This is a genomic window from Ignavibacteriota bacterium, from assembly GCA_016218045.1.
Classification (GTDB): Bacteria; Bacteroidota; Ignavibacteria; order SZUA-365; family SZUA-365; genus JACRFB01.
In genome coordinates this window covers 1-26,486 of sequence record JACRFB010000045.1, presented here as the reverse complement: position 1 = coordinate 26,486, position 26,486 = coordinate 1, and the positions used below count along the sequence as shown (strand labels likewise).

Below are 26,486 nucleotides of genomic sequence, written 5' to 3'. Positions count from 1 at the left end.
CGTATTTTCCGCACTGTGTCGTTATCTCGCCCACGATTATCCCCATAGTACCAGCACGAGTCCTGCAAGAGATCACATGTCACGCAGTCCCGTCTCCGCCAATCTCAAAATCGTTCTTGTTGTACTCGCGCTGGGCATCGTTGTTGCGCTGCTGCTGCACACGCAGACGATTGTCCGCAAGCTGCAGGAACGCGAGCACAGGTACGCGGATCTGTACGTCAAGGCGCTCGAATACATCGGCAGCGAAAGCGCCTCGAATGCGGATCTCACGCTGATCACGGAAGAGATCATCAACAAAATCGATTTCCCGATCATCATCGCCGCTCCCGACAGGCGCCCTTCAGGGTCGAAGAACATCACAATCGATTCGACGCTCTCACCCGACGAGGTGATCCGTTTCCTCGAGAAGGAGCGCGACGCGATGGCCGCGCACAATCCCCCGCTGGCGCTGCTGTATCAGGACACCATCGTCACACAGTACGTCTATTACGACGAATCCGACACGGTCAAACAGTTGCGCGCCCTGCCGTACATTGAAATCGCTGTCGCCACGTTGTTCATCTTCATCGGCTACATCAGCTTCAGTTATATCAAGCGCAGCGAGCAGGCCAACATCTGGGTGGGGATGTCGAAGGAAACCGCGCATCAGCTCGGCACGCCGCTGTCGAGCATCATGGGTTGGATCGCGCTGCTGCGCGAACAGCAGGCAATGCCGCCGCCCGCACTGGCGCTTGTGGACGAAATGGAGAACGACGTGCAGCGGCTCGAACGCATCGCGCTCCGTTTTTCCAAGATCGGATCGCAGCCGGAGCTGCACGAGCAGGACATCGGCGACACGGTGCGCAAGTCGGTCGAGTACTACAAAAAACGCATCCCGCGCCTGGGGAAAACGGTGGAGTTCACCGTGCGGCAAGCGGAGCCCGTGCTCGTGCGCTGCAATGCGGAACTCATCGAGTGGGTGTTCGAGAACCTGATCAAGAATGCGCTCGACGCGATAGAAAGCTCGAGCGGACGCATCACATTCACCGTGGGCCGCAGTGGACGCACGGCTGTCATCGATGTCGCGGACACAGGCAAGGGCATCGAGAAGCGCCGGCGCAAGGATATTTTCAGACCCGGCTACAGCACAAAAAAACGCGGATGGGGACTCGGTCTCAGTCTCGCCCGCCGCATCGTCGAGAATTATCACAAGGGCCGTCTCTTTGTGCTGGCCAGTGATCCCGGGCGCGGAACCACGTTCCGCATCAAACTCCCCGCCGCTTAAACAACACGGCCGTTGTGGCGGCGCACACAACGCGACCGGCGAACCTCGCCGCGAGGTTATCCCATACCCGGCGTATCACGCCCCGAGGTTTATCCCATACGTTGAGGCGTAGAGGGCGGCACGAGAACGAGACCGCGCCCGGAACAGGCGTGACACGGGTGAAGCGTGTCTCGTCTATTCCGGGCGCGCGTCGCGCGAACTGCGCGAAAATTAGTTGCCTGCGGGCGCGGGCTGCGGGTTGGGCTGCGGGGGCTGCTGCGGCGCGGGCTGCTGCTGCGGGGCCGCCTGCTGCTGCTGCGGCGCGGGCTGCTGCATCTGGCGCTGCGCGGCATTCATCGGCACCTGCTCGATGAAGATGGAATCCTGCGATCCCTGCGTCGGGAGGAAAAACATGTTCACCGCGAAGATGAGAACCACAAACGCGGCCGCGAGAATCCACGTTGCGTTCGAGAGCACATCGGCCGCGCGGCGCACGCCGAGCATGGTGCCGACACCGCCGGCTCCGCCGAAGGCGCCGGAAAGACCCTGACCTTTGCTGCTCTGCATCAGAATCACAACCGTCATCAGAGCGCTGATGATGAGAATGACAAGAATGATGATCGTGTACATTGAATACTCCTCGTAGTCGAATCTTTCTAATATACGAGCCCGGGAAATAACTGCAAAATGCCCGTGCTCAGGGCAGGACCTGTTCCGCCGCGTGATAACTCGAACGCACGAGCGGCCCGGATTCCACATGCGAAAATCCCAGCGTCAACCCTTCCTCCCGCCATGCGGCGAATTCGTCGGGCGGCACGTAGCGGTCCACCGGCAGGTGTTCCTTGCTCGGCTGCAGATACTGCCCAATCGTCACGATATCGACGCCCGCGTCGCGCACGGCGGCAAGCAGCGACCGCACCTCGTCGCGCGTCTCACCGAGGCCGAGCATGAAGCCGGTCTTTGCCGTGATGCCGCGCGCGTGGGCGCGGCGAAGGACGGCGAGACTGCGGTCGAATTTCGCCTGCGGACGCACCGATCTGTACAGCCGCGGCACGGTTTCGACGTTGTGGTTGAGCACGTCGGGATCCGCGTCGAGCACGGCATCCACGGCGGCGGTATCGCCTTGAAAATCGGGTATGAGAACCTCGACACGGCAGGCGGGCAGGCGGTCGCGTATCGCACGGATGGTCGCCGCGAACACGGATGCGCCGCCGTCGGGAAGTTCGTCGCGGTTGACGGAGGTGACTACGGCATAGCGCAGCCGCATCGCCACGACGGCCTCCGCCACGCGGCGCGGTTCGTCGAGATCCAACGAGGGAGGACGTCCGGTTTTTACGGCACAAAAACCGCAGCTCCGTGTGCACACGTCACCAAGTATCATGAAGGTGGCGGTGCCGTGATTCCAGCACTCGGCCATGTTTGGGCAGCGTGCGTCCTCGCAGACGGTGTTCAAGCGCTGTCCGTCGATGATATGACGCAGTTCGCTGTAGGAGGTGCCGAGAGGCACGCGCACCTTGAGCCACGAGGGCCGCGGCGTGCGCGCGGGTGAGTCAGAGGGGATGTCCATGCAGGCCTTTCCGCCGCCCGCACGTCACGAGGTGATCGTGACGATGTAGAGCGTCAAGCAGAGAAATGTGACAAAGACAAGCATCGAGGTGACGATGATCAGCGAGACGAATTTGAGTGGAACGTCGGGCTGATCGTACTGCGACCGCTGCCGCTGTAAACTCTTGCTTGTCTTGTATCCAAAAAACGTGGTGAGTGGAAATGATACGATTGTGAGACCCAGCAGTGTGGTGGCGAAGGCGCCACCGGTGTCGGCGGGGAGGTCGTCGTCGATATAGTGCTGAAGCCCGTCGTAGAGAATCAGCGACCCGACTATCAGCACCGGGACCGTCACGATCCCGATGCTGATTTTTAGTGTTCTCCGCAGGCTCGCCGGCACCCGGGCACTCTCAGATAGCGGCGGGTTCGAAGGACTCGAGAATCCGTTTCAGGCTCTCGAGATACTTGCCCCCCAGCGCGCCGTCGACGATGCGATGATCGAACGACAGCGTGAGAGTCATCATCGACCGCACCGCAATCACATCCTCTCCGTCGCGTTCGAGCACGACGGGTTTCTTCTGCATGGTGCCGACTCCGAGAATCGCAACCTGGGGCTGGTTGATGATGGGAATACCCCAAGTGGATCCGAAGACGCCAAAGTTGGTGATCGTGAATGTGCCGTCCTGTATCTCCTCCGGCTGCAGGCGTTTTTTCCGCGCACGCGAGGCGACGTCGGCGATGGAACGAGCCAGTCCGACAGTGTTTAACGCATCCGCATGTTTGACCACGGGCACGATGAGTCCGCCGTCGTCGAGAGCCACGGCGATGCCGAGATTCACGAATCGTTTGATCAGAATCGATGCGCCATCGACCGACGCGTTCACGAGCGGATGTTCCTTGAGCGCCTGAATGGCGGCCTCCGCGACAAACGGCATGAAGGTGAGTGAAATCCCTTCGCGCTGTTTGAACGCGGCGGCGTTTGCATCGCGGAAGCGCACCACGGCCGTCATGTCGACGTCCACCGCGAGTGCCACGTGCGGGGAAATACGCTTGCTCTCCACCATGTGTTCGGCCATGAGACGCTGCATGTTGCTCATGGGCAGCACCTCAACGCCGCTGCCCGGAACCGGCGCGGGGCGCGGCTGCGGGGCGGATGCGGCCGGAGACGGAGACAGACCCGCCGCGGGCGCGCTGCCGCGCTGCTCGAGCCACGCAAGTATGTCGGACTTGGTCACGCGGCCGCCGGCGCCGCTGCCGTGTATCGACTCGAGCTCCGCCGAATCGAGATTGTTCTCGGCCGCGATACGCATGACAACAGGCGAGTAGAAGCGCGCGCCCTTCTCGCTCTTTACGGCGGGCGCCTCGGATGTCGATACAACGGGTGCGGGGGCGGATGCGGGCTGCGGCGCCGCTGTCTCCACGGGGGCGGCGGACGATGCAGCGGATGCGGGAGCGGCGGAGACCGACTCGACCACAACTGCCGCGGCGGCGTCGGTTTCGATCACTGCGAGCACGGCGCCCACGTCGCGGGTTTCACCTTCCGAGGCGAACATTTCCACCAGGATGCCCGAAGCGGGCGACGGTACCTCGGTATCGACCTTGTCGGTCGCGATTTCCAGAATCGATTCATCCTTGTCCACAGCATCGCCGGGTTTCTTCACCCATTTCAGAATGCGACCCTCTGTGATGCTCTCGCCCATCTTGGGCATCAGCACGTCAACTCTCATGCATGTATTCCTTCGTGATTCGTATGTGCGGTTCAGTAATGTGCCAGTTCACGCGCCGCGTTGATGACGTCGCGGTCCTGCGGCAATATCTCGCTCTCGAGCGTCCAGGAGTACGGCACGTGACAGTCCACCGCGCCGACACGCCGGATGGGCGCGTCGAGGAATTCGAAAGCGCGGGCCGCTGCACGCGCGGCGATCTCGGCGCCGAAACCGTTCGTGAGATTGTCCTCGTGCGCAATGAACAACTTGCCCGTTTTCCGGAGCGACGCGAGTATGGTGTCCATATCGAGCGGCAGCAGTGTGCGGATGTCGATGACCTCGAGCGAGATCCCCTCCTTGTCGAGTACGCGCGCCGCTTCCAACGCCTTGCTCACGAGCGCTCCCCAGCACACGACGGTCACGTCGCGGCCCTCGCGCCTGACGGACGCTTTTCCGAAGGGGATCAGGTAATCGGCATCGGGTTCGAGAGCGGCAGCGTGGCCCTGTCGATATATGCCCTTGTGCTCGAGAAACAGCACCGGATCGTCGATGCGGCACGCGGTCTTGAGCAGGCCCTTGGCGTCGGCCGCGTTGGACGGGTACACAATGTGCAGGCCGGGGATATGCGCGAAATAGGCGTCGATGCTCTGGCTGTGGTAAAGCGCGCCGTGTATGTACCCGCCCACGGGTACACGCAGGACAACGGGGGCGCTCCAGTCGTTGTTCGAACGATAACGCATCGTGGCAACTTCGTTGCGGATGTGCATCATCGCCGTCCAGATGTAGTCGCCGAATTGGATTTCGACCACGGGCTTGAAACCGCGCACTGCAAGGCCCACCGAAGTTCCGACTATGCTGGACTCGGCCAGCGGCGAGTTGAAGCAACGCCTGCGTCCGAATCGCGTCGACAGGCCCTTCGTGGCGGTGAACACGCCGCCCTTGCCGTCCTCGACATCCTGACCGAACACCACGATGCGGTCGTTCAACTCCATTTCCTCGTGCAGCGCATGATTGATCGCATCCACGAGCACTGTTTTATTCCCCGCGGGTTTCGAGTTTTCATACGCGAGCGCGGGCGGATCCGGCGAGAACAGGTAGTGCGTGGCGGTGGACGGCTCCGGCAGCTCCTTGGCCTCGACACGATCGGCGGTCTCGTCGATGTCGCGCGCCACCGTGGCCTGCATCGCGTCGGCCTCCTCGTGTGTGAGCATGCCCGCGTGCACGAGCGCCTCGCGCAGGCGCACTATCGGGTCGCGGAGCCGGTCGAGTTCCAATTCCTGTTTGCTGCGGTATTTGGTCTGGTCGTCGGACGAGGAATGCGCGAGCAGGCGCACAACATCGGTGACAACCACCGTCGGACCGTCACCACGTCGCGCGCGCGCAACGGCCTTGCGGAAGGCCTGATAGGTTTCGAAGAAGTTTGTGCCGTCGACCTCGATGCGGTCGAGGTTGACATAGCCGTTGACCATGTCGTACACGCTGCCGCCCGTCTGCTGCGAGAGGTGCACGGAGATCGCGTACTTGTTGTCCTGCACGCAGAATATCACGGGCAGTTTTTCGCGGCTCGCCCAGTTCAGCGCCTCGTGAAAATCGCCCTGGCTGGTGGTGCCTTCCCCCGAAGAGACGTACACAACCTCGTCGAGGCCGTCGAGTCTTGCACCGAGCGCGGTGCCGACGGAGTGGAGGTACTGCGTACCCGTGGGCGAGGATTGTGACACGATGCGCGCGCTGCGCATGCCGTAGTGCTGGGGCATCTGCCGCCCGCCCGAGTTGACGTCGCAGGCGCGGGCAAGAAAGTTGTCGAGCACCATTTCCGCCGTCATGCCCATGCCCAGCATAAACGAGAGGTCGCGGTAATACGGATATCCCCAGTCTTTCCCTACTGTCAGCGCGCGGGCCGCGGCAAGCTGCGCGGCTTCATGCCCCGATCCGCCGATATGGAAAAAGCTCTTCCCCTGCTTGAGCAGGGTCAGCATCTTCTGATCCAGCCGCCGCGCAACCATCATCAGGCGCAGCACTTCGCGCAGATCCTCGGCCGAGAACGGAATATCCTCGGGAATCTGCAGGGGCTGAATGCCCGCGCTGATCGAGACGTCGGATTGCGGCGATGCGGGTGTGCTCATTCGGTCGATGCTCCGGGTGCAGTCATGAATGTGTGTTTCTACAGGTAAAACGGGAATGTGCCGGGCGTGGTTCCGCACAGGGACTTGGTGCTGTGATCAAGCCCCAATCCCGCCGTCCGCACGGATCGGTATGCGCGACTTCCGTGTACACGTCCGCATGCCTGTGCTGATCCGCGCGGCAGGTTTCAACCGGGTATTACCCCGAAAAGTAGCTGTTTTTGTCTTGATCTGCAAAGAACGAGGCACCGTCATTGGATTACACATTTCCGCTCCGTACTTTTGTAGACTCTCTATCGCTGAGCTCAGCGCATCATCCGCAATCGTTTCACAGTCCGAGGCAGGTATGACCGATCAGTTGCAATCGCCGCTCGATGGAGCATCGTCGGAACACCAGATTCCCGCCATCGACGCGACCGTGTTGCGGCGCTCGTTGAAGACCATCATGAAGCCGGCCATCACGTGCGCAATAGACACGCCGATCAGTCAGGCAATATTTCTGATGCAGACGAAACGCATCGGCTGTGTGCTTGTCACGAGCAGGGGGAAGCTGCTCGGTATTTTCACCGAACGTGATGTGCTGAAAAAGATCCTCGGTGTCTCCTTCGATCTGAAAACGACACCGCTCACGGAAGTGATGACCGTCAATCCGCAGTCCCTCTACGAGGACGATACGATCGCGTACGCGATGAACTTCATGGATCTGGGCGGCTACCGCCACATTCCCGTCGTGAACAGGAATTTCGAACCGGTCGGCGTGGTGTCGGTGAAGGACATCGTCGCGTACTTCGTGCAGCACTTCGCCGACGAGGTGCTGAACCTTCCGCCGCATCAGGCGATGAGTCCCGACACGGAAATTCCCGGGGCAGACGGCTCGCTCGAGTAACGGCTACTTGCGCGGCGCCTGTGCCAGGGCTCTCGCCGTGGCGGCATCGCGCAGTATCGTCTCCCGCACGGCAGCATCCTGCTCGTGCGAGGCCGCGCGTTCGAGCGCCGCGGCGGCCTCCGCGGCACGGCCCGCCCGGAGCAGGAGTATTCCCATATTCCGATGCGCGGGTCCGAAATTCGGATCACTGCGCGCCGCTTCGAACCATGCCTGATAGGCCTGCTCGGGCCGTTCGGCCTGCATCAGGGCGTTCCCGCGGTTAAAAAGCGCGAGTGTGTGCCGCGGCCGCAGCGCGAGCGCGCTGTCGTACATCGGCAGAGCTTCGGCGATCCGCCCCGTCGCCGCGAGCGCATTGCCGCGGTTCACGTACACGTCGGGTGTCGGACGTTCGGCCAGCGAACGTGTGAACAACAGCTCGGCCTTCGTGTACTCGCGGTTGCGGAATGCCATGTCGCCGAGTGTCTGGTATTCTCTCTCGTACACTTCGGTGAAAGACGGCTGCGCCACAACAAGGAGCAGGACGGTGCCCAGCCCGATTCCTGCGCTTTGCATGAGCGGCATGAAACGTTTCTCGCGTACCGCGCACAGCGCCTCCTGCGCCGCGATGCCGCCGTACACCGCAAGAACCGGGATCAGCGGAACACGGAAGCGGCCCGCGATGAAGAACAGAGCGGTCGAGAGAACAAATGCCGCAAAAAGAACGGGCGGAACCACCGCCCCCCGACGTGCCCGCAGAACGAAAACATAGCCCGTGATGGCAAAACCGAGAAGCACGAGGAACGGCGGCAATGGCAGATCGAGAAGCGTACCGTACTCGCGCCGGATGAAGCCCATGCTGAGACCGGTCTGCTCTATATCCGCCGGATGGAAAAACAGCAAAACCTTGCGGCCGAGCAGCCCCATAAATCGGACCGGATTATCCGATATCCAGCGGCCCGCAACCGAGAACCAATACGACGAGGTTTCGGAGGATGTGAGGGCGCGGCCGAGGGCGCGTTCGGCCTCGAGTTCGCCGTTCGGATCCTTCGCAATATCGACCCCTTCAGGCACATTGTACCAGCCCTGGGCGGACCCGTTGTTCCCTGCATGGAAGTTGTATCCACCCGCGCTTGTGACGGGCACAAACACACCCTCGACAAGCGCGTTGCGTATCGTGAACGGTATTATGACAAGCAGCGCGGAGGCCGCGAGCAGGCCCTGCAGACGCAATGCCGGAGCAGTGCCGCGGGTACGTCCGCGCATGTACACCGCGGCCAGCAGTACCGGATACAGGATCAACGAGAAACGTGTCACCAGCGCAACGCCGAGAGCAAGGCCCGACACAACCGCGTCCCGTGGCCGGCCGTATTTTTCGAGCCGCAGCAGCACGGCCAGATGTGCGGTGAGAGAAAAGGCGAGCAGCGACTCGGTGAGCAGCATGGTGTCGTAGAACAACAATTCGGGCGACACGGCGACAAGCAGTCCCGCGGCAAGCCCGGCACGTGTATTCCACAACCTCGCAGCGATCATCCCCGTCATGACAGCAGTCGCGGCGCCCAGCAGACACTGCACGAGCCGCGCCAGAAGGTTCGGATCTCCCGCACCGCCGAGGAGGGCAAGGAGATAGGGATACAGGGGCGACATGAACCAGGCCTTCGCCGGCAGCGCTCCGTTGCGGATCGCTTCGGCAAGCGCCAGGTAGATCTTCGAGTCTGATACGTGTTCCGTGTAAAACGGTGTATCCGCAAATTGGTACAGAAAGAACAGGCGCAAACCCAGCGCCGCCGTCGCCACAGCATACCACTGCGCGGCGGCCGTGGAAACGCGCCTGTCATCGCGCGCCGAGACACGCCGCGCGGACTTCGACCGCGCTTCGCGGGCTGCACTCATATCACATCCGGACCGCGCGGAGCGCGTTTAATCGAGCAGCGAAATTCTGCGCGCGACGCGCACATCGCCATCACTGAGCACCAGAAAGTACACTCCCGCCGTGAGCCCTGCCGCATCGATGCGCATGTCGTTTGTGCCGGCCGGGAACGCGTCCTCGGCGAGAGTGCGCACGTGCCGTCCCATTGCGTCAAACAGGGCGAGTGTCAGAACGCGGGTTTCCTGCGTCGTGAATCGGATGGATGTAAATCCCGCGGCCCTTGTAAAGGGATTCGGATAGTTCTGCTCCAGCACAAGGCCATCCGTCGCGAAGGGGATGCGGAGTTCAGCCACCGGTGAGGCTGTGGTGGTTCCGTCGATGTCGACCTGGCGGAGACGATACCGCACAACGCCCTGGCCGTTCATCACGAGACGAGGATTGTCATCAACAAACTCGTAGGTCCGTGGATGAGCGGAGCTTCCCGCGCCGGGCACAAAACCGATTTTCTGCCACAGCGAAAAAGCCCCGTTCTCCGAACGCTCCGCGAGCCGCTCTATTTCGAAGCCGTAATTATTCGTCTCGGTTTCCGTGCGCCACGAAAGCACACCGGCTCCGTCCCTGTATGCCGCGGTAAATGAGACAAGCTCCACCGGTTTTCCGTTGATGTAGCAGACGTGCGCCTCGGCCCACAAGTCCACGGAATCGCGGAAGGATGCCGTGGTCAAGTACTGCGTGACCGTCTGGTACGACCCATTGTTATTCAGTACGATCGAACGTTCTTTGTTTATCGCATCGAGTTTCATGATCGTGCGGCCCACATCGCCGGAAGGTCCCTTGAGCCGCCATGTCAGCCAGAAATTTCTTCCCACGGGGATCTGAGCCATGGTCTGATCGAAATCGAGTTCCACCACCCAATAATTGTCGGGGATGCTTCCTCCAAATCCGGCGGGTATGGCCGATTTGTAATAGTCGAGCACATCGATGCGCGGCAGTGTATCCAGCAGAATGCGCACCTCGAGCGAGTCATAGATCGTGATGGCCGTGTTCTTCTCGATACCGAAACAGATATAGGCCGAATCGACCGTGGCCAGATAGGGCTCGGGAGTCATCTTCACGCCCCACCACACAGTCGGGAGGTTCATCGTGTGGACGAGGTCCTGACCGCCGGAGTTGAAGTACATCAGTGGGTCACACGGAACCTGCGCCAGGACTGAGCTGGATGCGATGAGTGAGAGCGCAAAGACACCGAGGAGGATCTTTTTCATTGCGGCGTTCGGAATGTCTGGGTGGGAATGCATGAAAGGAAAAGATACAAAGCCCGGACACACCATCAAATGTTTGGTGGAGGACGTCGTGGAGCAGTGCGGTACAACGGCTGCAAAGACCGCGTCATAAAAAAAAGAGCGGACGCTCCGATTTCTCGGAGCGCCCGCCGTGACTCAGGCGCTGTAAAGCGCCGGGGGAATCCCCCGGGATTACTTCGACAGCGTCATCTTGATCTGGCTGCTGAACGCCGCGCCGCCCTGAAGCGGGGTCGCGTCGATGCGGCAGATGTACTGACCGCTGGCAACGAGTTCACCGACGTTGTTCATACCCTTCCAGGAGATGTTGTAGCGACCGGCTTCCTGCGCATCGCTGACGAGGGTCATGACTTCGCGACCGAGCATGTCAAGCACGCGCAGTGTCACGAAGCTGCTCTGCGGCAGCGAGTAGCTGATGGAGGTCGAAGGATTGAACGGGTTCGGATAGTTCTGGTCGAGCGCGAAGCCGGCCGGCACGGTCTGATCGACAGTGCTGCGACCCGCCTTGCGGTTCTGCGGAACGGTGTAGAGAATGCCGGTGGAACCGACTTCCACATCGACCGACTGGATCTCGCCGTACGGTGTGACAGTTTCGACAGGAACCATCGTCTCAAGTGTGGCAGCGTCAATTTCGCGAGCAGGGCTGCTCTCGACCGGCTCGATGCCGGGGCGATTCGCCTTAATGTACGACGCGAGTTCTTCCTTCGATGTGAAGGTCGGCACGGAGGCCGGAGCCGACGACTTGGTCGCCTGGAATTCCTTCATGTCGGGGAACAGGGTCATCTTGTCGTAGTTGGCGCCCGGACGCTCGATGCTGTACACGTTGTCGACAACCTGAAGCAGCTTGCCGAAGTTGTCCTTGCGGTTGTACACAAACGCAACGTTGTTGCCGTTCTCGATGGACTGCGAGATCACGGCCTTGTCGGACACGTTGCCGACGAGGTAGATGTCCGTGTTCTTCGCGGTCGCGATGCGGCTGTCGGAGGCGTTCATGACTTCGACGTTCACACCCTTCTCGCGCAGAGCGGAGACGGCGGAATTGATGTCGGAGGTCGATGCGGTGCTGCCGGTGGCGAGGATGGCGCGCGTGTTGCTCACATACAGCATGAACTCGTGCGTGTCATTCACCGCGTTCTGGTCGCTCGGCTTGCGTGAGAAGTCGGCAACGACCTTGTACAGACCGCCGTTTGCGGGAGTCCACTGCGCCATCGGGACGGAGACCGACTGATAGCCGTTGACGCCGGGATATGCGGGATTGCCCTGCGGACCGTAGTTGATGTCGCTGATATACACACGATTGTTGCCCTGATCGTAGATCTGGACGCGTGCGTTGAAGTCCTTCGTTGCGCCGCCCTGTGTCGAGTTTGCGGTGACAATCGTGTTCAGCGCAAACGGCGCGTTGGTGATGGACACCGACTCGGTGCCCTTCGTGCCGTTGATGCTGAGATAGTCAATCGCAAAGTCGTTGAGGGTCGTCATGTTGAGGCGCATCGGAAGTGTCCAGTTGCCCCAGGTGTCTGTTGCGCTGAGAGCGGAAACACCCGCGCTCGGGGCGGCAGTGCCGCTCGAGGTGTACGTGTACATGAAGCGGGTGCCGAGTGTGGAGAAGGGACCGAGAGGACCGAAATTCTCGTTGAACTTGAAGTCCCAGTAACGGTCGTTCAGGAACGGCAGCATACCCCAGGTGTACGGGTAGATGAGTGCATTGGCTGTACCCATGTTATCGAGCATGACGGCGTACGTGCCGGGTGCAAGATTCACAGTGGGATTCGTCGTGATGTTGCCCTGCGCGTCACACGCATAGAGCGGGAAGGTGCGCCAGTTGCCCGGCATCCACTCGTCGGCATTGATGGTCGGCGACTTTGCAACCGGCGGACCGACGGGTCCACCAGTGTAGCCATTGGAGCAGCGCCACACCGAGATACGGAGCGGCGTACGCCATGTGATCGACAACGCCTGGCCCAGACCACGATCGAGCTTGTAATCAAGGCTCGTCACTGTTGTGACGGGGTTCTTGGTCACTGTAAACGTGATGCCAAAGCCGGAACCGTTGGCGGTGTTGGCCTGCAGCGGGAAGGAAGCGAACAGACCAGACTGCGAGCCGGCATTGTAACCGTTCCACTGGTTGACTCGGTCGCCAATATACGAGAGTGTGGTGTTGGTGACCTGCACCGGAGCCATCGTCTCGAACACGTTGTCGGTATTGTCGTCGTCCGCGCGCTGCTGCGAGAGGATCGAACGCAGATAGTAGGAACCAATCGGAAGCATGGCGAGATCAGCATTCACCGTCAGGCCTGCCTTGGCGGGATTGGCATCAAGCGAACCCGGATAGGCATAGGGACCGTCGCCCACGAGGGCTGTGCGGTTTGTACCATTGCGGGCTTCGACATTCTCCCAACCGATCGTGCTGCGGGGACCCATTTTCTGAACGCCCCAGAAGAGGAGCATGGGATCCTGATCCTTCGCGTGGATCGAGTAGGGCGGAATCGTCGAGATGACGTCCGGCAGATAGCCGAGCGGCGAACCGGTGATGGCACCAGGTATCGGTACACCAAGAAGCGGACCGGCAATACCTTCGTGCATGTTCGGATTCGCAACCTCGCCGCCGCCGGCGAGATACTGGACGAGGATGGAGATAACACGGACGTGGCCGTAGGCGTTGAACGGACGATCACCGTAGGTGTCGTACACGGTCACGTAATACAGGCCCTCGACGGGATTGCCGTTCAGAGCGGTGAGCGGCGTTTCCGGCTTGTACAGACCACACACACCGTCGCCGAAGCCGCAGGTTTCCGCGGTCTCGATCGAGGAGAGGGCGAGATCGTCAAAGGCGCAGTCGATATAACCGCCCATGTCACCACCGGAGAGGCCCCACGGGGTGGCCTGCTCGCTGTTACACGCCGTGAGGCGCACGCCACCCTGAATCGGGTTGCCGCCGAGCAGCGTGTTCGTCGTTGTCGCGGGACCAGTCGGCCACTGCGCGGAGATACCTGCCGTATTCGGCGGCGAGGGCGGGCTCGCAAGCGGCGCGGTGTAGGATGCGCTGCGGCCGAAGTACACGGCAATGTCACCCGTAAGTGCGGGCGACGGGTTGCCCGGAGGCGGAACGTTTGTCGCGATGTTGACGGTGATCTTGAAGCGGCCGCCCGTGCTGTAGCCCGGAACCGGCTGGCCGATCAGAAGACCGGGGTAACCGAGATTCGAAATGATGAACGGATATGCTTCGCCATTGAGGCCGGGCACGACGTTCGGGTTTGCACCCGCGCCGCACATCGGGTTGGCTGCGCTGGACGGTGTTTCGTTCGGCACGGTCTGGATCACGCCGTTGAGCTGGCCGACAAGCTGCGAACCCGTCTTGATCTGTTCCCAGAGCACGATTTCCGGCTCTTTCAGCACGGAGTTGAACACGAGGTACCAGCCCTCAAGGAAGCCGTTCTGCGCGGGCACCGTGCTGTTGCGGATATCTATGACCTGCAACGTCCACCAACCCTGCGACGGCTTGCCGTTCAGGCTCGCGAGCATCGTGGCCGGCGCGATCGGACGATCGTTGGGCTGCGACACGGGGCTGTTGGTGATGTTTGTGGCCCCGCCATCCTGGAAGAGTGCGTAAGAACGCTCGCTTCCGAGTGAACCGTTGTAGTTCGTGCCGTAGGCGGTCTCACTCTTGAGCACGACCTGATAGCCCGTGGGCGATGTGAGCACGATGCGAAGGCTGCTGTACCAATGGGTCTTCGCATAAATGCCGACGCGCACGTTCGTGACCTTGGTGTTCGTCGGGACGTAGATCTGGTCTACTACCGTCTGCGAACTCGTGATCGCGGCATGCGGAGTGCTCTTGAACTTGTAGGACTGCGCCCACGACGTCGTCGTCGTCAGCAGCACTCCCACAAGGAGGAGAGCAGAAAGAAGAGTCAACTTCCTCATAAAAAACCTCCAAGCAGTTTGGGAAAGATTGAACACGTGTGGTTTATCTATGTATTGGTCTGTTTCGGAAAATGAACTTGGGCGTGAGCGGGTCGTGACCGCTCTCACGCGGGGAGAACACGAGTAATCAAGTGGTTGAGGTGGCGTTACTGCCAGGCACAGGATTGAGCCAAAGAGGCAATTTTCAAGCTATCGGAGGTCAAGTTAATGAACCCTCCTCGGAATGTCAAGTTGAAGCATCGGGGTAAAAATACGTTCCCAATGGGAAACGAACCACTTTTTTTCGGTGTAGACCATCTTTTTTTTTTCAGCGGCCGAGGAACATCTTTTTGGTCTGTGCGCCTGCGGGCGTCCGCAATTTGTAGAAATATGCGCCCGCGGGAAGATCCGAGCCGTCAAATGTGACGGAGTAACTGCCGGCTTTCTGGCGATCGCTCACCAGTTCGCGCACTTCCCTGCCTGTGATATCATACACTCTCAACGTTACGTTCGCTGTTTCCGACAAAGTGTACGGAATCTCTGTCACAGAGAGAAATGGATTCGGCGCATTGTCGCCGAGTGTAAAATTCATGATTTCACCCGCGCCTATCGGCACCTCGTCCGAAAGCACTATGCTGCCGTCGAGATTGATCTTTTTCAGCCGGTAATACACGACGCTCTTCTCGGTCCATGTGTCGTTTGCACGGAAACTGCGGTGATTCCCTTCGGCCGTGCTGGACTCGAACGTGAGCAGCACCGAGTATTTGCCCTCCTCGGTCCGCTTCTCGATCTGATAGGCGCGCACCTTCGACTCGTCGTAGGAATCCCACGACATCGTCACATCGGCACCTTCCTGTATCACGCTGAACGAGATAAGCTCGACACGCAGCGGCGCCGTGGAGGGCACAAGCTTCGGCTTGTTGTACGCCACGGCCTCGACACCCTCGACCGCGGCGGTGCTCGAAATGCGGCCGTTCTGCGCGCGCTCGAAACTGAACAGGGCGTAGAGATTTTTTTCGTACCCCGACAGCGCCGTGTTTCGATAAAAGATAATTTCGTCCTGTGTTCTGGGAATTGACCACACGCGGAACTCGTCGATGACTCCCGAGAACCATTTTTTTCTCGACGGACGGCCGCCGACCATCACTCCTGCCGACGGAACCACGCCCTCACCGGAGCCGGCGGTGAGCGCTTCGACGAAGCGCGAGTCCATGTACAATTCGAACGAGCGCGTCGAGGAGGTGTACACCACGGCCACATGATGCCAGCTCCCGTCGGCGATGAAGGCGGCCGAGCGTGTTCGCGCCAGCACCGAGCCGTCGCAGGTCGACAAGGCGAGCGAACCGCGCTCGTCGATGCCGAGTTCGAATGGAAAGGCGCCGAGCACGTCGTCGCCGCGTGTGCTGACGATGGCGGCGTCGCGTGCCGTGCTCGCGAGCCATAGCTCCAGCGAGAAATCCTGTTCACGCGAGAAGGTGAACAGTCCCGTGTCGGGCAGAACCAGGTGCTCACGGTCGCCGGCGAAGGACACGGCGCTGGTGCCGTTGCGCTCGGGCTCGACGACGGTGAGCGTGACGATTTTGTCGGACGCCACGATGCGGTTGAAATCGCGCGGAGCACCGTCGCCCGTGCGCCACACGCCGGATTCCTGCTGCGCGGCCGCGACACACTTCAACGAGAACGTGCCCGTCTCCTTCGCGCGCAGCGTGAGGAGAACGCGGATGTCGTCGCCCTGCACGCGCGCGAAGGCGGACGAGTCCGCGAGCGCGATCACCCTGTGACCCGGCTCGGGAGTGAACAAACCCGCAAGAGCGGGCTGCAGGCGCAGGCGTTTCCTTCCCGTCGACGCAACAAACGACGCGCGCACATATTCAAAACTGTCGGGCACCTGCACCACGAGCCCCGCCGCGCCGGGCGCGGAGCCCGACACGCTGCCGTCGATCGCGACGACGAAGTTCTCGTCGGCCGTCACCATCGTCGGCGCGGTGATCGCGTGGATTGTCGCGAGGCAGCCGCTGCAGAGCACGGCGGTCAGCGCGAGGGCGGTAAAAACGCCCGCGCGTCGCGCGGAGATGCATCGCCGGAACACCCTCCGCTCACCTGTGCGCGCGGAGATACTCCAGACGCGGACGGAGTTTTTCGACAGGCGTCAGCAGACGGTCCTTCCCGAAAATCGCGTCTTCATACCGCGTGAAGGCCAGCTCGTAGCGGTCGCTCATGACGATCGCCTCCTCGGGACAGACCTCCTCGCAGAAACCGCAGAAGATGCAGCGCAGCATGTTGATCTCGAAACGCTCCGGATACCGTTCCTTCTGATCCTCGGTCTCGGCCGCCTGCACCTCGATCGCGAGCGCGGGACACACGCGCGAACACAGGCCGCACGCGACGCAGCGCTCGACACCGTTCTGTTCCAGCACCAGCACGGGCGCGCCGCGGAACGAGGGCGGCGGCGTCCAGCGCTCCTCGGGATACTGCCGCGTGTCCTTCTTCTTGAGCATCTGCCCAAGCGTCACTTTCATGCCCTTCACGATTTCGGGAATGTAGATTTTTTCCCAGAACGTGAGTGTGTATTTCTTGCTGCGGTCGGTGGACGTCATGAAAAATTTCCTTTCTCTACAAAACCGGAACGCGCGGACGGCGCGGCTGCACGCCGCATCCCGCGAACCGGACTCAGATCAGCAGTAACACGATCCCGGTGATCACGATGTTGAGCAGCGCCAGCGGCAGCATCACCTTCCAGCCCAGATTCATGAGCTGATCGTAGCGGAAACGAGGCAGGCTCCACCGCACCCACTGGAAGAAAAACAGCAGGAAGGCGACCTTGGCCATGAAGGCGACGATCTGCGCCACCACTTCCAATCCAGAGGGAAGGCCGAGCACATGGAGATACGGAACCTGCCAGCCGCCGAGATACAGGGTTGTGATGACGGCGCACGAGGTGATCATGTTCGCATATTCCGCAAGGAAGAAGAGCGCAAACTTGAAGCTGCTGTACTCGGTGTGATATCCGCCGACCAGTTCCGGTTCCGCTTCCGGTAAATCAAACGGCGCACGGTTGGTCTCGGCGAAGGAGGCGACAAGGAAGGTGATGAAGCCGATCGGCTGGAGGACGAGATTCCACATCCAGTCCGCCTGATGCGCCACGATCGATGAGACCTGCAGCGAACCGGTGATCATGACAATGCCGATGATGCTCAAACCCATCGACAGTTCGTACGAAATCATCTGCGCCGACGAGCGGAGTCCGCCCAGCAGCGAGTACTTGTTGTTCGACGCCCAGCCGCTCAGTGTCAAACCGTACACGCCCATCGAGGTGAGGGCGAGCACGTACAGGATGCCCACGTTCACGTCCGCAACGACGAGCCACACCTCGCGGCCGAACACGGTGATCGCGTGTCCCGCAATGGGGATCACGGCAAGCGTGCTGAAGGCGACGCCGATGGAAATAACAGGTGCGAGTGTATGAATGAAACGATTCGCGACTGTCGGAACGATGTCTTCCTTCAGCAGCAGTTTCACCACATCGGCGTACGGTTGCAGAAGCCCGGCCCAGCCCACGCGGTTCGGTCCGATACGGTTCTGTATCCAGGCGCTGATCTTGCGTTCGGTGTACACGAGTTCGGCCACCGTGAGAAGAACGACGCCGAAGAGCACGACGATTTTAATGAGAGTCAGGAGTATGTCGAGAGCATCCATGCGTTCTTCTGCAGTTAGGGAGTCACGTCGCTGTACGTGTACGGGAGGAGATGCCGCGGGGCATCGCCCGAGAGGCGGAGTCCGAAAGCACCGATGGAATCGTACGTCAGGCCCTTCAGTGCCGGGACGGTGGCGGCAAAATCCTCGAACACGTCGTCGACGTTGTCGTATTTCCATTTCGCGCCGAGCACGCGGGCAAGCGCTGCGGCAATACGCCACACGGGACGCGCGTCGCGGCGCGAGATCTTGCCCCAGCGGTCGAACTCGCTGCCGAAGGCGTCGAGCCGGCTGACGCTGAATCCGCCCATCCATCGCTCGCGTTCGGCGGTCACAACGGCCGGATGCAGTATCTGGATCTGCTGTTCGAAATTCACGAAGGTGCCTCCCTTCTCGGCGAAGGCCGATGCGGCAAGCACCGCGTCGGCGCGGTCGGACAATTCGGAGGAGTTACTGACCACGGCCACGACATACGCCGCGCCGCGCAGCGCCTCGAGCAGACCGGGCACTTCGGCCGCGGCGCGGTCGGTCACGATGACGGCTTTGATGTCGCCTTTCGCGATGGCCTCAAGCATGGCCGCGTGGCCGTGCGCTGCATCGGCGGGGACGAGGCCCGCGAGACGGACTCCCGCTGCATTCGGTGATTTGTCGTCGCGTATCAAAAATTCGTCCTGCGTGCCTGACGCAACGTGCGGCAGCATGTCGATCCACGGCGTGTGCAGAACCTCGCGCGCAAAACGCGAGAGCACGAAGGCGTCCTCACACGTGTCGTGCCCCGATCCGAGAACCGCGATCTGATGTTTTGTGTAGCTCTTCAATTCCGACGCGACCGCGGCGATCGCTTCGTCCCAGCCGATTTCAACCAGCTCACCGTCGCGACGCAAACGCGGCTGGCGGAATCGTGTCGCATCATTGACATGACGCCAGCTCTCGAGCCGGCCCTCATCACACATCCAGAAATCGTTCACTTCCTGATTCTCGCGCGGCGTCACGCGGAGTATCTCGTTCTGCCGCACCCACACGTCGATGCTGCAGCCGCGCGCGCAGCCAGGGCAGACGCTGGGCGTGTGCGACATGTCCCACACGCGCGACTTGAAACGGAAATCGCGGCTTGTCAACGCGCCCACGGGACACACGTCGACGACGTTGAGCGAGTACGGATTGTCGAGCTGCTTGCCGGGGAACGTGGTGATGGTGACGCGGTCGCCGCGCTGCACGAAGGTGAGCTGCGGATTCTTGACGATGTCCTCGCAGAAACGGATGCAGCGCGAACACGAGATGCAGCGCTCGGCGTCGAACATGACGTGCGGGCCGAGTTCGACGCGCTTGCGCTTGTGCACCTTGTCCTCGTCGAAACGGCTCTCGCCCGCGCTGAAGCGGTAGGCATAATCCTGCAGCTTGCACTCGCCCGCCTCGTCACAAATCGGACAATCGAGGGGATGATTGATGAGAATGAACTCCATCACGGCGTTGCGCGCGCTCACGGCCTTGTCGGAATTGACGTGCACGACCATGCCGTCCATGCAGAGTGTCGAGCAGGCGATGACCTGCTTGGGCATTTTTTCGACTTCCACAAGGCACATGCGGCAGTTGCCGGAAATGGACATGGCGGGATGCCAGCAGAAGTGCGGCACATAAATGCCATTTTCAAACGCCGCCTCGATGATGGTTTTCGAGGGTTCGGTCTGTATGGTACGTCCGTCGATGGTGACTGTTATCATGCGTTCACTGCCTTTGGAAGGATAGGTGCGCGTCAGGCGCGGTTGTAGGCCTCGATGCCCCGCGCGAGGGTGCGGACGGCGGCGCGGCACGAGTCGGCGTCGAGCACATAGGCGAAACGCGCCTCGTCGCGTCCGCGTCCGGGCGTCGCGTAGAAGCCGGCTCCCGGCGCGATCATGGTGGTGGCGTTGTCGAGCGAAAAATCGGTGAGCATCCATGCGGCGAAACGGTCGACGTCGTCGACCGGAAGCCGGGCCATGATGTAGAAGGCGCCGCTCGGCTTACGGCAGACCACGCCGGGGATGGCCATGAGTTCATCGTACGTGGCGTCGCGGCGCAGGCGGTACTCGGCGATCATCGGATCGAAGTACTTCGCCCCGGCATCGACGAGAGCGGCGGAACCGATCTGCTCGAGCGTGGCAGTACAGAGGCGGGCCTGGCCGAAGCGCAGAAACACATCCATCAGCGCCTGGTTGCGGCTGATGATGCAGCCCATGCGTCCGCCGCAGAGACTGTAGCGCTTCGAAAGACTGTCCATCACCACGACGTGCTGCTCGAGTCCGGGCACGCTGAGCATGCTCTTGGTCTCACCCTCGTAGATGAACTCGCGGTACACTTCGTCGGACAATATATAGAGGCCGTGTTTGACGGCGATACGCGCGATCATGTCGATTTCATCGTGCCGGAGCACCGTGCCGGTCGGATTATTCGGATTACAGACGATGATGGCGCGCGTGCGCGGCGTGATGGCGCGTTCGATCTCGTCCTCCGCCGGGAGGTGATAGCCGTCCTCTGCCTGTGTAGCCAGAGGCACGAGATTGATGCCGCCCATGATGGCGAAGCCGTTGTAATTCGTGTAGAAAGGTTCGAAGACGAGGATCTCGTCGCCCGGCTCGGCCACGGCCATCATGGCGAAGGTGATCGCCTCCGATCCGCCCGTGGTGACGAGGATCTGCTTCGATTCGAGAGGAATACCGATGCCGTCGTAGTACCGTGCGATGCTGTCGATGAACATCGCCATGCCCTGCGAATTGCCGTAGGCGATCACTTTCTCGCGATAGGCGCGGACAGCGTCGAAAAACTCGGGTGGCGTTTCGATATCGGGCTGCCCGATGTTGAGGTGATACACGATAGTGCCGCGTTTTTTTGCGGCTTCGCCGAGTGGCACGAGCTTGCGGATGGGGGAGGCCGGCATCAGGCCGGCGCGGCGTGACAGCGTGAGTTCGGGTGTCATAGGTACGTGTGTGGGGAGATGTGCTGTGCGGAGCAGTGCATAATTCGGAGAATTTAACGAGCCGATGGGCAATTACCAAGGGCCCGGCGCAGGCCTTGCATCTGTCGAAACAAGCGCATAGCTTCTAACATTGCGAAAAAGGAGGCCGTCTTCGAAGGTGGCACACAGCACGAACGGACGGGCATACACGGCCGCGTCCTGGTTCTGAATCAAAGTTACGAGCCCATCAGCGTCTGCGGTGTGCAGAAGGCGGTGGTGCTTGTCTATCTGGAAAAAGCCGAGATCGTCGCCACGGCCGACGGCAAGGTGATACGTTCCGTCTCATCCTCGTTCCCCTTTCCGAGCGTGATCCGGCTCGGTCAGTACAAACGCGTCCCGTTCAAAAACATCATCCTCTCGCGCAAAAACGTGCTGCGACGCGACGGGCACCGCTGCCAGTACTGCGGCTCCACCGCCCTGCCCATTACGATCGACCATATCGTGCCGCGTGCACAGGGCGGGGCCGACACCTGGGAAAACCTTGTCGCCGCCTGCATGCGCTGCAACAACATGAAGGGCGACCGCACGCCCGAAAAAGCGGGCCTGCATCTGCGATCAACGCCGCGCCGCCCGACACACGTCGCCTTTATCATCCATTCCGTATCGGCGCTCGACGACCGCTGGAAACCGTACCTCTTCCTCGGGCACTGATCGGCGGATTTTGGGAAGTCCGCGGAAGGACGTATCATTGCCCGTCACAACTGCGACAGGCGATATCCGATTTCCTTTGCTGCGCGGCTCCCCCGCGTCCGCCGGGCTTCCATGCTGTCGCGTCTGTCAAACACCATTTTTCCCGAGGATACAGGCATCATGAACATAGCATTGTTTGGAGCAAGCGGCTGGGTGGGCGGAACGATACTGCGCGAGGCACTCGAGCGCGGACACTCGGTGACGGCGATCGTACGCGACCCGTCGAAAATCACATTCACGCACGAGCGTCTGAGCGTCGCTGCCGGCGACAGCGCCGATGCCGCATCCGTTGCGTCGGGAGCGCGCGGACATGAAGTCGCCGCGGCCGCGATAGGCGGACGCGCCACGGCGCAGCACGAGGTTGTGCCTGCGAGCGCGCAGGCGCTGCTGGCCGGACTCGGACAGGCGGGCGTGCCTCGCCTCGTTTGGGTGGGCGGCGCCGGAAGTCTCGAGGTCGCCCCAGGCATGCGTCTGGTCGACACACCGCAATTTCCGGCGGATTACAAGGCCGAGGCCCTGGCGCAGGCCGATGCGCTGGAAGTGTTCCGCGCGACGGAAACACCCGTGACATGGACCGTGGTCAGCCCGGCAATCATGGTGCTTCCCGGCACACGCAGCGGCCGGTACCGCAGCGGCGGCGATCAGCTTCTGACCAACGACAAGGGCGAGAGCAGCATTTCGGTCGAGGATTACGCGGCGGCGTTTGTCGATGAAATCGAAAAGGCCGCGAATCCGGGCAGGCGCATAAGCGTCATCGGCGTCTAGCCGCCACCCCGTCTCGCCGCCCGCGCTTCTTCCATTCGCGGAATCTTCGTATACTGTGCTTCTATGTCTGATTCCAAAGGCCGGGCGGTATGAGTACAGGATCAAGGAAAATTATTCTGAGCGGGATGCGTCCCACCGGGAAGCTGCATCTCGGTCATTACACGGGTGCGCTCGAGAACTGGGTGGCACTGCAGGGCGAGTATCAGAACTACCATCTGATAGCCGATTACCACGCACTGACCACCAATCTCGACACGGCGGCAATCTATCCGAACACCATCGACATGGTGATCGACTGGCTGGCCGCCGGAATCGATCCCGTGCAGAGTCCGATATTCCGGCAATCCCGCGTGAAGGAACACACCGAGCTGTTTCTTCTCTTTGCGATGCTTGTCACCAAAAATCGTCTCGAGAGGAATCCGACGCTGAAGGAACAGGTGCGGGACCTGAACATCGAGAGTGACAATCTCGTGTACGGGCATCTCGGCTATCCCGTGCTGCAGGCCGCGGACATCCTTCTCTACCGCGCGAACCTCGTGCCCGTGGGCGAGGACCAGCTCGCGAACGTCGAGATCACGCGCGAGATCGCGCGCCGGTTCAACCGCGAATTTGCGGAGGTCTTCCCCGAGCCGGAGCCCAAGCTCACCGTCTTCAAGCGGCTGCCGGGCCTCGACGGTGCCGATAAAAAAATGAGCAAATCGCTCGGCAATACGATACTGCTTGCCGACACGCCCGAAGAAATCACAGGCAAGCTCCGCAAGGCCGTGACCGATCCGCAGAAACTCCGCAAGAACGATCCCGGCCGGCCCGACGTGTGCCTCGTCTTCACCTACCATCAGAAATTCCAGCCCGAAGCCCTCGGCGAGATCCGTGCCGGCTGTGAATCCGGCGCGCTGGGTTGCGTCGAATGCAAGCAGCGCTGTTCCGCCTCCATCGCGTCGTGGCTCGCGCCGCATCGCGAGCGCCGGGCGCAATACGAAAACAACACCGATCTCGTGGTCGACATTCTGCACGACGGCGAAACGCGCGCCCGTGCGGCGGCGGAAGCCACGATGGATGCCGTGCGCGGCGCCATGTCGCTGGGGTGATCCGTGGCAGTGTACAACGTCAAGGTTCCCGACTTTGAGGGGCCGCTCGACCTCCTGCTCTTTTTCATCAAGCGTGATGAGCTCGACATTTACGACATCCCCATCGCGCACATCACGAGCGAGTTTCTCAGCTACGTGCAGATGATGCAGGCGCTCGATCTCGAGCTTGCCGGCGAGTTCATCGTGATGGCCGCCACGCTCATGCAGATCAAGGCGCGTATGCTTCTTCCCCAGTCGCCCATGGAGGAAGGAGAGGAGGAGATCGATCCGCGGGCGGAATTGACGCGCCGCCTTATCGAGTACAAACGCTTCAAGGAATCGGCCGAGCACCTGCAGTCGATGGAAATGGAGCAGCGCCAGCGGTATTTCCGTTCTCTGTTCAAGTTCGACGTCCGCACCAGCGCCCCCGAGGACGACGGGCAGTTTCTCCGCGACGTCACGCTGTACCACCTCGTGACCGCATTCCAGCGCGCGATCGAGAACATCCCGAAGAAGATCGTGCACGAGGTGCGCACGATTCCGTACACGATCGAGGAACAGGGGATTTTCCTCATGGATTTCTTCGCGGGCCGCAACGAATATAATTTTCTCGAGATCGTCGACGACATGCGTGACAAGATGCACATCGTCGTCACCTTCATCGCGCTTCTCGAACTCATCAAGGCACAGCGCGTGCGCGTGCTGATCCACGACGACTTCAACGACTTCGTCATCCACCGCGTCGCCGCAGCCGGCTGACGCTTCTTCTCCACGGGCTTCAATGGCACACACCACGTCAGAGGACACCACCTCGGAACAGCAACCGCACGCCGAGGCAGAACACATGCAGGATCACGATACCGCGTCAACCGCCGACGCAGCATCCGAAACACCGCGTGCCGACGCGGACCCGATCGCGGACGACGGGTCGATGGACACACCCGCGGATATCGGCTTCGAAATGCTTGACGCGATGCCTTCATCCGACGACGAAACGCCCGTCGATACTCCGGACGTCGACGTGGAAACGGCGACCACCGACTCCGCCGATGCGGTCGATCTGAAATCGGAAGCGGATCTCGACAGCAGCGCAGAAACAGCCGACACGGCGGTCGAGAACAGCGACGATGAATTGGCGGACAATACGGGTGACGCAGAGACGGGTGACGCAGAGACGAGTGACGCAGACACGAGCGATGCGGAAGAGTCCGACTACGTGGACGCCGAGGCGATCAACGCCCTTGTTGACGAATACCGCTCGCCTGTCGAGGCGCTGATATTCGCTTCCGACGAGCCTATCACATTCAAGCAGATCCGCGACATACTCTTTGGCGACGCGCCGCAGCGCGGTGCCGACACACCCGAGCCCGAATCCGCCGACGCCGATGCAGGCGCACCCGCGCGCGGACGCCGACGCGGGCGCCGCGCGCCGCGCTTCACAATGAACGTGCTCGCCGCCATCGCCGCATCGCTCAACAGCGAGTATCAGACGCAGGGCCGCTCCTTCCGCATCGTGGAGGTCGCGGGCGGATTTACCTTCCAGACCTCGGCGGACTTCGGCCTGTACGTCGGCCGCCTCTTTGCCGAACGCAGCAAGCGCCGCCTCACACAATCGGCGCTCGAGACGCTCGCAATAATCGCGTTCAAGCAGCCCATCAGCAAGCCCGCCATTGAAGCCATACGCGGCGTCAGCGCCGACTTTGTCATCAAGTCGCTACTTGAACGCAATCTGATCGCCATCGTGGGCCGCGACAACAGTGTCGGCCGTCCCCTGTTGTATGGCACCACAAAATTCTTCCTCAAACATTTCGGCCTGCGCAGTCTCGACGATCTACCCAAGCCGCGCGAGATCGCCGATCTGATGCACGACGAAGACGGCATCGTTTCACCATCCATCGAGGAAATCGCCGACGACGAGATCGATCACTACCAGCATCTCAGCGGCAACGAGGAACATATCTTCGACACGCAGCACGTCAGCACCCTCGAAGACGAACCCGTGATTCCCGACACGCAATTCTCCGTATCGGATTTCGGGATCGGTTTATCCGAAGATGTAGTCAACACCGACGACGATGACAACAACGAAGACGATGTCGATGGTGCCGATGCCGACGACGACATCATCAGCGAAGTCCATGCAGTCGATGTAATCCATGGCGATGAAGACAACGACGATGATGAAGACGACGACGATGATGACAGCAGCGACGATGATGACGACGATGACGATGACGACGATGATGATGAAGACGACGACGACGATGACGACGACGACGATGATGATGACGATGATGACGACGACGAATACGATGATGACGATGATGACGATGATGACGATGACGAAGATGATGACGACGATGAAGAAAGCGAGACCAAAAACAACGATGAACGGGATGGTGGCGGTGATACAACCGTTCAAAGAGACGATCAGGACGGCATACAGCGCGGCTGACGAGATACCGACGAAGAAGTGAGGAACCGATGAAACAACGAGGCGGCACAGGCGGAGACAAAGAGCGCGGTAAAAGACCCGCTCCGAGAAAATCCGCCGGGCCAAAAGGTGCAGGCCCGCGCGGCGAGCGCAGCGAGACACCGCGCACAGGCGGACCGAAGAAATGGAAGAGCCGCGAGGATTCACCACGACCGTCGTCGGGCGGCTACCGCGGTGAACGTGGTGAACGTTCTGAGACACCGCGCACAGGCGGACCGAAGAAATGGAAGAGCCG

General features: G+C 61.0%; 20 protein-coding genes. 7 read left to right on the top strand and 13 right to left on the bottom strand.

Annotated elements, in window-relative coordinates; all coding sequences use genetic code 11:
- The first annotated feature begins 76 nt into the window (after positions 1 to 76).
- Positions 77 to 1,264 (top strand): HAMP domain-containing histidine kinase, encoded by a 1,188-nt coding sequence (locus HY962_11785; GenBank protein ID MBI5647603.1) that lies wholly within the window; start codon positions 77 to 79, stop codon positions 1,262 to 1,264.
- A gap of 210 nt (positions 1,265 to 1,474) precedes the next feature.
- On the opposite strand, the gene secG is transcribed toward HY962_11785, so the two are convergent.
- The 5 genes from secG to HY962_11760 all read right to left on the bottom strand — a co-directional run bounded on the left by secG (position 1,475) and on the right by HY962_11760 (position 6,617).
- Complete coding sequence (gene secG, locus HY962_11780) at positions 1,475 to 1,873, bottom strand: preprotein translocase subunit SecG (GenBank protein ID MBI5647602.1); 399 nt, start codon at positions 1,871 to 1,873, stop codon at positions 1,475 to 1,477.
- Positions 1,874 to 1,940: 67 nt separating this feature from the next.
- Positions 1,941 to 2,810 (bottom strand): lipoyl synthase, encoded by an 870-nt coding sequence (gene lipA / locus HY962_11775; GenBank protein MBI5647601.1) that lies wholly within the window; start codon positions 2,808 to 2,810, stop codon positions 1,941 to 1,943.
- A 24-nt stretch (positions 2,811 to 2,834) separates the two neighbouring features.
- Positions 2,835 to 3,143, bottom strand: a complete 309-nt coding sequence (locus HY962_11770; protein MBI5647600.1) for a hypothetical protein — start codon at positions 3,141 to 3,143, stop codon at positions 2,835 to 2,837.
- 55 nt (positions 3,144 to 3,198) lie between these two features.
- A complete protein-coding gene (locus HY962_11765) occupies positions 3,199 to 4,515 on the bottom strand; it encodes a 2-oxo acid dehydrogenase subunit E2 (protein ID MBI5647599.1) in 1,317 nt (438 codons plus the stop codon).
- A 32-nt stretch (positions 4,516 to 4,547) separates the two neighbouring features.
- Positions 4,548 to 6,617, bottom strand: coding sequence for a tungsten formylmethanofuran dehydrogenase (locus tag HY962_11760; protein MBI5647598.1), 2,070 nt, complete (start codon positions 6,615 to 6,617; stop codon positions 4,548 to 4,550).
- Between the two features lie 343 nt (positions 6,618 to 6,960).
- On the opposite strand from HY962_11760, the gene HY962_11755 reads away from it, so the two are divergent.
- Entirely contained in the window at positions 6,961 to 7,500 is a 540-nt protein-coding gene (locus HY962_11755; protein MBI5647597.1) for a CBS domain-containing protein, read from the top strand.
- 3 nt (positions 7,501 to 7,503) lie between these two features.
- On the opposite strand, the gene HY962_11750 is transcribed toward HY962_11755, so the two are convergent.
- The 8 genes from HY962_11750 to HY962_11715 form a co-directional block, all read right to left on the bottom strand.
- A complete protein-coding gene (locus tag HY962_11750; protein ID MBI5647596.1) occupies positions 7,504 to 9,369 on the bottom strand; it encodes a glycosyltransferase family 39 protein in 1,866 nt (621 codons plus the stop codon).
- Positions 9,370 to 9,396: 27 nt separating this feature from the next.
- Positions 9,397 to 10,611 carry a T9SS type A sorting domain-containing protein gene (locus HY962_11745; GenBank protein ID MBI5647595.1) on the bottom strand — a complete coding sequence of 405 codons (1,215 nt, stop codon included), beginning with the start codon at positions 10,609 to 10,611 and terminating at the stop codon, positions 9,397 to 9,399.
- Positions 10,612 to 10,821: 210 nt separating this feature from the next.
- A complete protein-coding gene (locus HY962_11740; protein ID MBI5647594.1) occupies positions 10,822 to 14,571 on the bottom strand; it encodes a proprotein convertase P-domain-containing protein in 3,750 nt (1,249 codons plus the stop codon).
- A gap of 307 nt (positions 14,572 to 14,878) precedes the next feature.
- Positions 14,879 to 16,639 carry a T9SS type A sorting domain-containing protein gene (locus HY962_11735; GenBank protein ID MBI5647593.1) on the bottom strand — a complete coding sequence of 587 codons (1,761 nt, stop codon included), beginning with the start codon at positions 16,637 to 16,639 and terminating at the stop codon, positions 14,879 to 14,881.
- A gap of 7 nt (positions 16,640 to 16,646) precedes the next feature.
- The gene (gene nuoI, locus HY962_11730) at positions 16,647 to 17,147 is read right to left on the bottom strand and encodes an NADH-quinone oxidoreductase subunit NuoI (GenBank protein MBI5647592.1); all 501 of its coding nucleotides are present in this window, start codon (positions 17,145 to 17,147) and stop codon (positions 16,647 to 16,649) included.
- Positions 17,148 to 17,220: 73 nt separating this feature from the next.
- The gene (gene nuoH / locus HY962_11725) at positions 17,221 to 18,246 is read right to left on the bottom strand and encodes an NADH-quinone oxidoreductase subunit NuoH (protein MBI5647591.1); all 1,026 of its coding nucleotides are present in this window, start codon (positions 18,244 to 18,246) and stop codon (positions 17,221 to 17,223) included.
- A 14-nt stretch (positions 18,247 to 18,260) separates the two neighbouring features.
- Positions 18,261 to 19,964 carry a (2Fe-2S)-binding protein gene (locus HY962_11720; protein ID MBI5647590.1) on the bottom strand — a complete coding sequence of 568 codons (1,704 nt, stop codon included), beginning with the start codon at positions 19,962 to 19,964 and terminating at the stop codon, positions 18,261 to 18,263.
- A gap of 32 nt (positions 19,965 to 19,996) precedes the next feature.
- The gene (locus HY962_11715) at positions 19,997 to 21,196 is read right to left on the bottom strand and encodes a pyridoxal phosphate-dependent aminotransferase (protein MBI5647589.1); all 1,200 of its coding nucleotides are present in this window, start codon (positions 21,194 to 21,196) and stop codon (positions 19,997 to 19,999) included.
- 183 nt (positions 21,197 to 21,379) lie between these two features.
- On the opposite strand from HY962_11715, the gene HY962_11710 reads away from it, so the two are divergent.
- The 5 genes from HY962_11710 (at position 21,380) to scpB (ending at position 26,212) form a co-directional block, all read left to right on the top strand.
- Positions 21,380 to 21,886, top strand: coding sequence for an HNH endonuclease (locus tag HY962_11710; GenBank protein ID MBI5647588.1), 507 nt, complete (start codon positions 21,380 to 21,382; stop codon positions 21,884 to 21,886).
- A gap of 159 nt (positions 21,887 to 22,045) precedes the next feature.
- Positions 22,046 to 22,690, top strand: coding sequence for an NAD(P)-dependent oxidoreductase (locus HY962_11705; protein ID MBI5647587.1), 645 nt, complete (start codon positions 22,046 to 22,048; stop codon positions 22,688 to 22,690).
- 89 nt (positions 22,691 to 22,779) lie between these two features.
- Entirely contained in the window at positions 22,780 to 23,778 is a 999-nt protein-coding gene (gene trpS / locus HY962_11700; protein ID MBI5647586.1) for a tryptophan--tRNA ligase, read from the top strand.
- Between the two features lie 9 nt (positions 23,779 to 23,787).
- Positions 23,788 to 24,516 (top strand): segregation/condensation protein A, encoded by a 729-nt coding sequence (locus HY962_11695; protein MBI5647585.1) that lies wholly within the window; start codon positions 23,788 to 23,790, stop codon positions 24,514 to 24,516.
- A gap of 85 nt (positions 24,517 to 24,601) precedes the next feature.
- Complete coding sequence (scpB, locus tag HY962_11690; GenBank protein ID MBI5647584.1) at positions 24,602 to 26,212, top strand: SMC-Scp complex subunit ScpB; 1,611 nt, start codon at positions 24,602 to 24,604, stop codon at positions 26,210 to 26,212.
- The last annotated feature ends 274 nt before the right edge of the window (positions 26,213 to 26,486 follow it).